A 6,148-nucleotide genomic window follows, 5' to 3' on the forward strand; every position below is an offset into this window, starting at 1 on the left:
AAAAAAATACAGCCTAGATTACTTTAAAGCGAGTATCGATCAGAAAAAATATGTTCTAAAGGATGCGGCACTTTACGGTTTGGCACTGGCCTATTTTAGAAATGAAAACGTCGCCGCAGCGAAAAAAATCATCGACCACCTGTTGGATAAAGATCCTGACAACCTGTTCTACCTCGATGCTGCAACGGATATTTCCATCGCCAACGAACAGTATGATGAAGCCATTGATCGCCTTGCGCCCCATCTTGCCCATACACCACGCAATCAGGTTCTGGCGCTCAATCAGGCTAACGCCATGATCTATGCCAATCGCAACAAGGAAGCCATCAGTATTTTAAAAGATTTTCTGTTAGTGCATCCCCAATATGAACTGGCCTATCAGTTGCTCACCGAAGCCTATAAAAACAACAAAGATTTTAAAGGTATGCATCAGAGTAAAGCGGAAGTGATGGCATTAAACGGCGTATACCAACTGGCCGTCGACGAACTTCAGTTTGCCTATAATTTTACGCAAGATAATCATCTGGAAAAGCAGCGTATTCGTGCACGAATACGCCAGTTAAGAGAAGAAGAAGAGAAGTTAAAACGTTTATAAGCTGCCAACCCATCACCTGGACGGTAACCCAATGCCCTGTTTCGCCAACGCATCAGCCACGGTTTGCTCCGTTTGCTCACCGAACAAGCTTGCCGCTACCTTACCTTGAGGCGAAATGAGGTAGGTTGCGGGTAGGTATTTAGGGTATGGCATAGGAAAAACGGTGGCGTCATCCACCACAATGACATCAAATTGTATATCAAGGTTATCAACCAAGGTGGTTAACTCGGTGGCGGTTTTAGGATCGAAACTAACACCGTAGATCTTAACCTTGTTGGTAACACGTGAGTTGAGGGCGTTTAGGGCGGGAATTTCCCGTAAACAGGGCGCACACCAGGGAGCAAAAAAGTTCACCAGCCGCCATTGCTTATTGGCGTTTTGCCAAGTGATCTTGTCCCCTTGTAGTGTATAGGCATCGGGTCTGAGCATGTCATAGCAAAGAATGCCCGCCCCGATGGCGATAAAGGCCGCCAAGACAACCCAACGATGGGATGAAAACTGCCTGCGCTTATTTTTCTGTTTAGCCATAGGTAATTGGCCCACTTCCTTGATAGAATCACTGAGAGTTAAACTATACTACACAAGATGTTAACCATGAAAATGATCACACTACTTCATAACCCAAGATGTTCAAAAAGTCGCCAAACACTCGCCCTGTTACAAGACAAGGGGATAGCGCCTGAAATTGTTGAATATCTTAAGCAGCCGCTCAATAAAACCCAGCTCACCGAAATTGCTGAAAAGTTAGGTGTTAGTTCTTACCGGGAAATGATGAGAACCAAGGAGGCTGAATTTAAACAACTTGGCCTTGATGATAAAAATACCAGTGAGAATGACCTCCTTGAAGCCATGATCTCGGTGCCCAAGTTGATCGAGCGTCCTGTGGTCATTGTGGAAGATAAGGCCCGCATCGGACGTCCTCCTGAAGCCGTGTTGGAAATTCTTCCATGCTAAAGGCGCTTATTCTTTATTACTCCCGTCATGGCAGTACGAAATCCTTGGCGATGAACATTGCCAAGGGCGTGGAAAAAGAAGGCGTAGAAGCGGTGATACGTACGGTGCCGCCCATCGCCGATTATTTATCCACCCAGGCCGCAGTGCCAGAAGAAGGGGCACCCTATGTCACCGAAAGGGATCTTTTTGATTGTCATGCCTTAGCCCTTGGTAGTCCAACACGCTTTGGCAATATGGCGGCCCCGTTAAAACACTTTATTGACGACACCAGTAAAGCGTGGCTGAAAGGCGCCCTTATCGATAAACCCGCTTGTGTGTTCACCTCTAGCAGTAGTATGCATGGAGGCCAAGAAACCACATTACTTAGCATGATGTTGCCCCTGATCCATCACGGTATGATCCTGTGCGGTTTACCCTATTCCGAACCCGCACTACATGAAACAACCTCCGGCGGCTCGCCTTACGGTGCCACCCACGTTGCATCCAATGAGGTATCATCCTTAAGTAAAGATGAACTTTTACTGGCACAAGCCCAAGGTAGTCGACTGGCGCGCTTGACCAAACAATTAAACAGCAGGTAGTTATGACTCCAATGATGCCCAAAACGCGACAGTATCGCTATCTCGCCCTTATCAGCTATTTGCTGTTGCTAAGTTGGATCACCGTTTGGCAATTTCTGTTGGTAGACGAACGTATATACTCAACCCTTTTCGTCACTATTATCTATATTTTGCCCCTGATTTTACCATTACGGGGGCTAATTGCAGGAAAGCCTTACACCCACGCCTGGGCGAATTTCATTGTGCTTTTTTATGTGATTCACGGTTTTACAGTGGCTTATGCGGTACCCGCTGAACGCATTCATGCCATTATAGAACTTGTGCTTTGTAGTAGTATGTTCACCGGTTGTTGTGTTTATGCCCGTCTTCGTGGGCGTGAATTGGGATTAGGATTACAAAAACTCAAAGACGTTATGGAAGAAGAAAAAGCCACCTTTGAAGGCGATAAAAAATAACTAGCCTGTCCCGTCAATCACCGATTATGGCTTTGGTTCTGGGCATGGATCGGGCTTAGAAATTTCAAGACCTAGCTCTCGTTTTACCATGCCCACCGAAAGTTTTTTCTGCTCTTGTAATGAACGGGTATCTAACCTGTCCAATAAGGATAATAAGGTTGGAAGATCCCGGTCGGTGTGATGCCGTAAGAACTGAATTGCCTGCTCAGAGAACTTTAGCCCCCGTTGCGCCGCGCGATTTTTCAGCACTTGGGTTTTGTCATCTTCATCAAGAGGATGAAGCTGAAAAGTCACTCCCCAACTTAACCGAGAACGTAAATCAGGCAGGATAAATGCCGGGTGGTGGGAGCCCAGCTGAGAGGCCCACACCAACACGGCGGTTTGACTATCCACGATACGATTGATGAAGTGAAATACCGCTTCTTCCCATACCCGATTTCCTGCAATGGCATGCAAATTATCAAGACAAATAAAAGGAAGGCTTTCCAAACTATCAAACACCGCGGCTGACCAAGCTTCGATATTTTCCATATTTAAATAGATATGGTGGATATTTTGTGCCGCCAGTTGATGGCAAAAGGCATAAAGCAGGTGGCTTTTTCCTCGGCCTGCTCCACCGATGATGGCAATTCCCGGTAACCGACTGTGGCTTAGTGCGGCGAAGGTAGCGTCGTTACGCCAATCGCACCCTTTTTCGCTAAGGCTGATGAGTAACTCTACCAGTGCACCATTGTCGCCATGAATAAAACTCTCGAAAGTTTCATCGGTGGGCAATGTCACAGGCAAAGGTAACTGCATAGGGCCTTACTCGTTCCAATAAAAATTGAAGCCTTCGATGGGTTGTCCTGCCCTATCAACCACAGGTTTTAACCTTTCATCTAATGCAACAAGGTTATAGAAATCTTGGGTATCGGCCAATAGCGATAAAGAAAAGCTTGCCACCGATCCTTCCTGTTTTACCAGAGTCGCGTCATCAACCATACTCATGTCAGACAGATATTTTTCAACATGCACATACTTGGCGAGCGAATCAAGGTTGGCCACTGAGATTTGAATGTCTATGGTGTTACGCGCACCTTCTGTGGGAATAATGGCAAAATGCTGCCCGAGAAAATCAGCATACTCTTCAAAAAACAGTGCTGCCAAAGACAGTTCATCATCACCATATAAACTACCAAACTCGATATTACCTTGGGAAATAACCACCCAATCCAAGCCGTAATCGCCACGCTTTTGATTCGACATGGCTTCAAATTCATCCTGAGAAAATGCTGGCGCACGAGCTTCTTTTAGCAGATCATCGACGAGAAACTCACTGAGTCCATCCACCCCTTGGGAAGACAACACAGGACGGTTGCTTTCATAGCGTAAGGTAGCCGCTTGCTGCTGCGTTTGCTGTTCGATGCTTAAATCCGGCATTTCGGTCTCTTTTACGCGGTAAAGTCGAGCACCGACGATGTAATCTGGGCTATATCGTTGCGAGGCGGTGGTAAGATTTTGGGCAAAACGCCCCCACACATCGTAGATGGAAATCGCGGTGGAATCCGTTAAATCCATGAGTGGAAACACCAGCGGTACAGCTCTTTCCTCTGACAATGCCCGTAATTGCGTTGCCACAGGTGACACACTGCCATCATCAATAATAGATTTATCGCCGTTTTCATCTTCCATGGCTAACCAGAGTACCGTATCGGGTCTGCGTTGCCCCCACAAAGGCAAGGACTCATGCTGGATCATGGATGACAACGCCTGAAAATCAAATTCCGCAATGTAATACAACGTATTGTTTTGGTATTCAAAACGGTATGAGCGCATATATTGTTGCGGCTCACGAATGGCACTTTTTACGGCGGCATTATCTAAAATTTCCCTCTGGCCTGAGATTTTTATCATGACCTGTTTTAATGCTTGCTGCGCCGCTGAACGCTGAGTTTTCGACGATTGGTCTGCAACGACCACCCTGCCCTGACTAACGGAAACCAAGGTACCTGCCAGACTGGCACTAACGGAACCGGCCAGCAACAAAACAAGTACCAACACCCGCGATATAACAAAGAGATTAGAAGAACCCATGAAGATGTGACAAGACTCCGACAAATCAAAAACCTATCTTTATAATGGCTATTGTCTGTTATCTGATAATATTTTGCATCTACATTTATAGAAAACTTTGCTTTGTTGAACAGATCAATTAAAGCTAAGGGGCGATTCCACATTGGACTTCACCAAAGTTACTGGTAGAATCCGCGTTTTTCCATACACTGCACCAGGGCCAAATTGTGAGCGAAAATAACAAATCTCTGAGTTACAAAGACGCAGGCGTCGATATCGATGCTGGTAATCAACTTGTGGAACGAATCAAGTCGGTAACGAAAAAAACCACGCGTCCCGAAGTCAAAGGCGGACTTGGTGGATTTGGAGCCTTGTGTGAGCTTCCTTCTAAATACAAAAAACCCTTGCTTGTTTCTGGCACCGATGGTGTGGGTACTAAGCTGCGTGTTGCCATGGATGCCAACCGACATGACTCCGTCGGTATCGATCTGGTGGCGATGTGTGTGAACGATTTAATTGTTCAAGGCGCAGAACCGCTTTTCTTTTTAGATTACTATGCCACCGGCAAGCTTGATGTGGATGTAGCCGCTGACGTGGTAACGGGAATCGGACAAGGCTGCGAACAAGCCGGTTGTGCTCTGATTGGTGGCGAAACCGCAGAAATGCCAGGCATGTATCACGACGGCGATTATGACATTGCCGGTTTTTGTGTTGGTGTTGTAGAAGCCAGTGAAGTTATTGACGGTTCCGGTGTCAAACCCGGACAGAAAATCATAGCACTGGGTTCATCAGGCCCCCACTCCAACGGCTATTCGCTGATCCGAAAAATACTCGAAGTTAGCCAGGCCGATGTGGCCGCAGAGTTAGACGGCAAGCCGTTGATTGATCATTTACTGGCTCCCACGCGCATTTACGTTAAATCGGTTCTTGCGTTGCTGGAAACCGTTAAAGTGGCCGCTATTTCTCACATTACTGGTGGTGGATTTTGGGAAAACATTCCCCGTGTACTGCCAGAGAATGCCAAAGTGGTAGTGGACGAAAGTAGCTGGCAATGGCCCACCGTGTTTGGCTGGCTACAAAAAAATGGCAACGTTGAGAAACACGAAATGTACCGCACCTTTAACTGCGGCGTGGGACTTATCTTAGTCGTAGATGAACACGACGTGGACACCACCTTGTCAATCTTGCAACAACAAGGCGAAAAAGCTTGGGTTTTAGGTCATATTGAAGATCGTGGCAACGGTGAGCAGGTAGAAATCGTATAATGGACAAAAGCAGACGCCGCCTTTGCGTGCTCATTTCAGGCAATGGTTCAAATTTACAAGCAATGATAGACAGCATTACCAGCGGACAACTCGATGCAGAGATAGTCGCGGTGATTTCCAATCGTCCTGACGCTTATGGATTGACCAGAGCGCAGAATGCTGACATTGAAGCCGTATGCCTTGATCACAAAACTTACTCTAGCCGTGAACAGTACGACAACGAACTGCTCAAACTCATAGACAGCTATCAACCAGATGGCGTAGTGC

9 protein-coding genes are annotated in these 6,148 nt (G+C 46.6%); 6 read left to right on the forward strand and 3 right to left on the reverse strand.

From position 1 onward, the window contains the following. Positions 1-595: tetratricopeptide repeat protein (locus V5298_RS19290; RefSeq protein WP_416351211.1), on the forward strand; the 595-nt coding region annotated here is incomplete at its 5' end. A gap of 12 nt (positions 596-607) precedes the next feature. Here V5298_RS19290 and V5298_RS19295 read toward each other — a convergent pair. Further along, entirely contained in the window at positions 608-1,123 is a 516-nt protein-coding gene (locus tag V5298_RS19295; RefSeq protein WP_332933059.1) for a TlpA disulfide reductase family protein, read from the reverse strand. A 66-nt stretch (positions 1,124-1,189) separates the two neighbouring features. On the opposite strand from V5298_RS19295, the gene arsC reads away from it, so the two are divergent. From arsC to V5298_RS19310, 3 genes are read left to right on the forward strand one after another with little or no spacing between them, the layout of a single operon-like run. Beyond that, positions 1,190-1,549 carry an arsenate reductase (glutaredoxin) gene (arsC, locus tag V5298_RS19300; protein ID WP_332933060.1) on the forward strand — a complete coding sequence of 120 codons (360 nt, stop codon included), beginning with the start codon at positions 1,190-1,192 and terminating at the stop codon, positions 1,547-1,549. Beyond that, positions 1,543-2,130 carry an NAD(P)H:quinone oxidoreductase gene (wrbA, locus tag V5298_RS19305; protein WP_332933061.1) on the forward strand — a complete coding sequence of 196 codons (588 nt, stop codon included), beginning with the start codon at positions 1,543-1,545 and terminating at the stop codon, positions 2,128-2,130. Before arsC ends, wrbA begins: the two co-directional genes overlap by 7 nt. An 11-nt stretch (positions 2,131-2,141) precedes the next feature. After that, positions 2,142-2,564, forward strand: a complete 423-nt coding sequence (locus V5298_RS19310) for a DUF2069 domain-containing protein (protein WP_332933066.1) — start codon at positions 2,142-2,144, stop codon at positions 2,562-2,564. A 24-nt stretch (positions 2,565-2,588) separates the two neighbouring features. Here V5298_RS19310 and hda read toward each other — a convergent pair whose 3' ends face one another. Further along, positions 2,589-3,362, reverse strand: coding sequence for a DnaA regulatory inactivator Hda (hda, locus tag V5298_RS19315; RefSeq protein ID WP_332933062.1), 774 nt, complete (start codon positions 3,360-3,362; stop codon positions 2,589-2,591). 6 nt (positions 3,363-3,368) lie between these two features. Further along, a complete protein-coding gene (locus V5298_RS19320) occupies positions 3,369-4,637 on the reverse strand; it encodes a DUF2066 domain-containing protein (protein WP_332933063.1) in 1,269 nt (422 codons plus the stop codon). Positions 4,638-4,843: 206 nt separating this feature from the next. Between V5298_RS19320 and purM the strand changes: the two genes are divergently transcribed. Both purM and purN read left to right on the forward strand, forming a co-directional pair. Beyond that, positions 4,844-5,881, forward strand: coding sequence for a phosphoribosylformylglycinamidine cyclo-ligase (gene purM, locus V5298_RS19325; protein WP_332933064.1), 1,038 nt, complete (start codon positions 4,844-4,846; stop codon positions 5,879-5,881). Beyond that, the coding region (gene purN, locus V5298_RS19330; RefSeq protein ID WP_332933065.1) for a phosphoribosylglycinamide formyltransferase at positions 5,881-6,148 on the forward strand (268 nt) is incomplete at its 3' end. The genes purM and purN, both read left to right, overlap by 1 nt.

Origin of the sequence: Alteromonas sp. 14N.309.X.WAT.G.H12 (assembly GCF_036697315.1) — a bacterium.
In the GTDB taxonomy this organism is placed as follows: Bacteria; Pseudomonadota; Gammaproteobacteria; order Enterobacterales; family Alteromonadaceae; genus Alteromonas.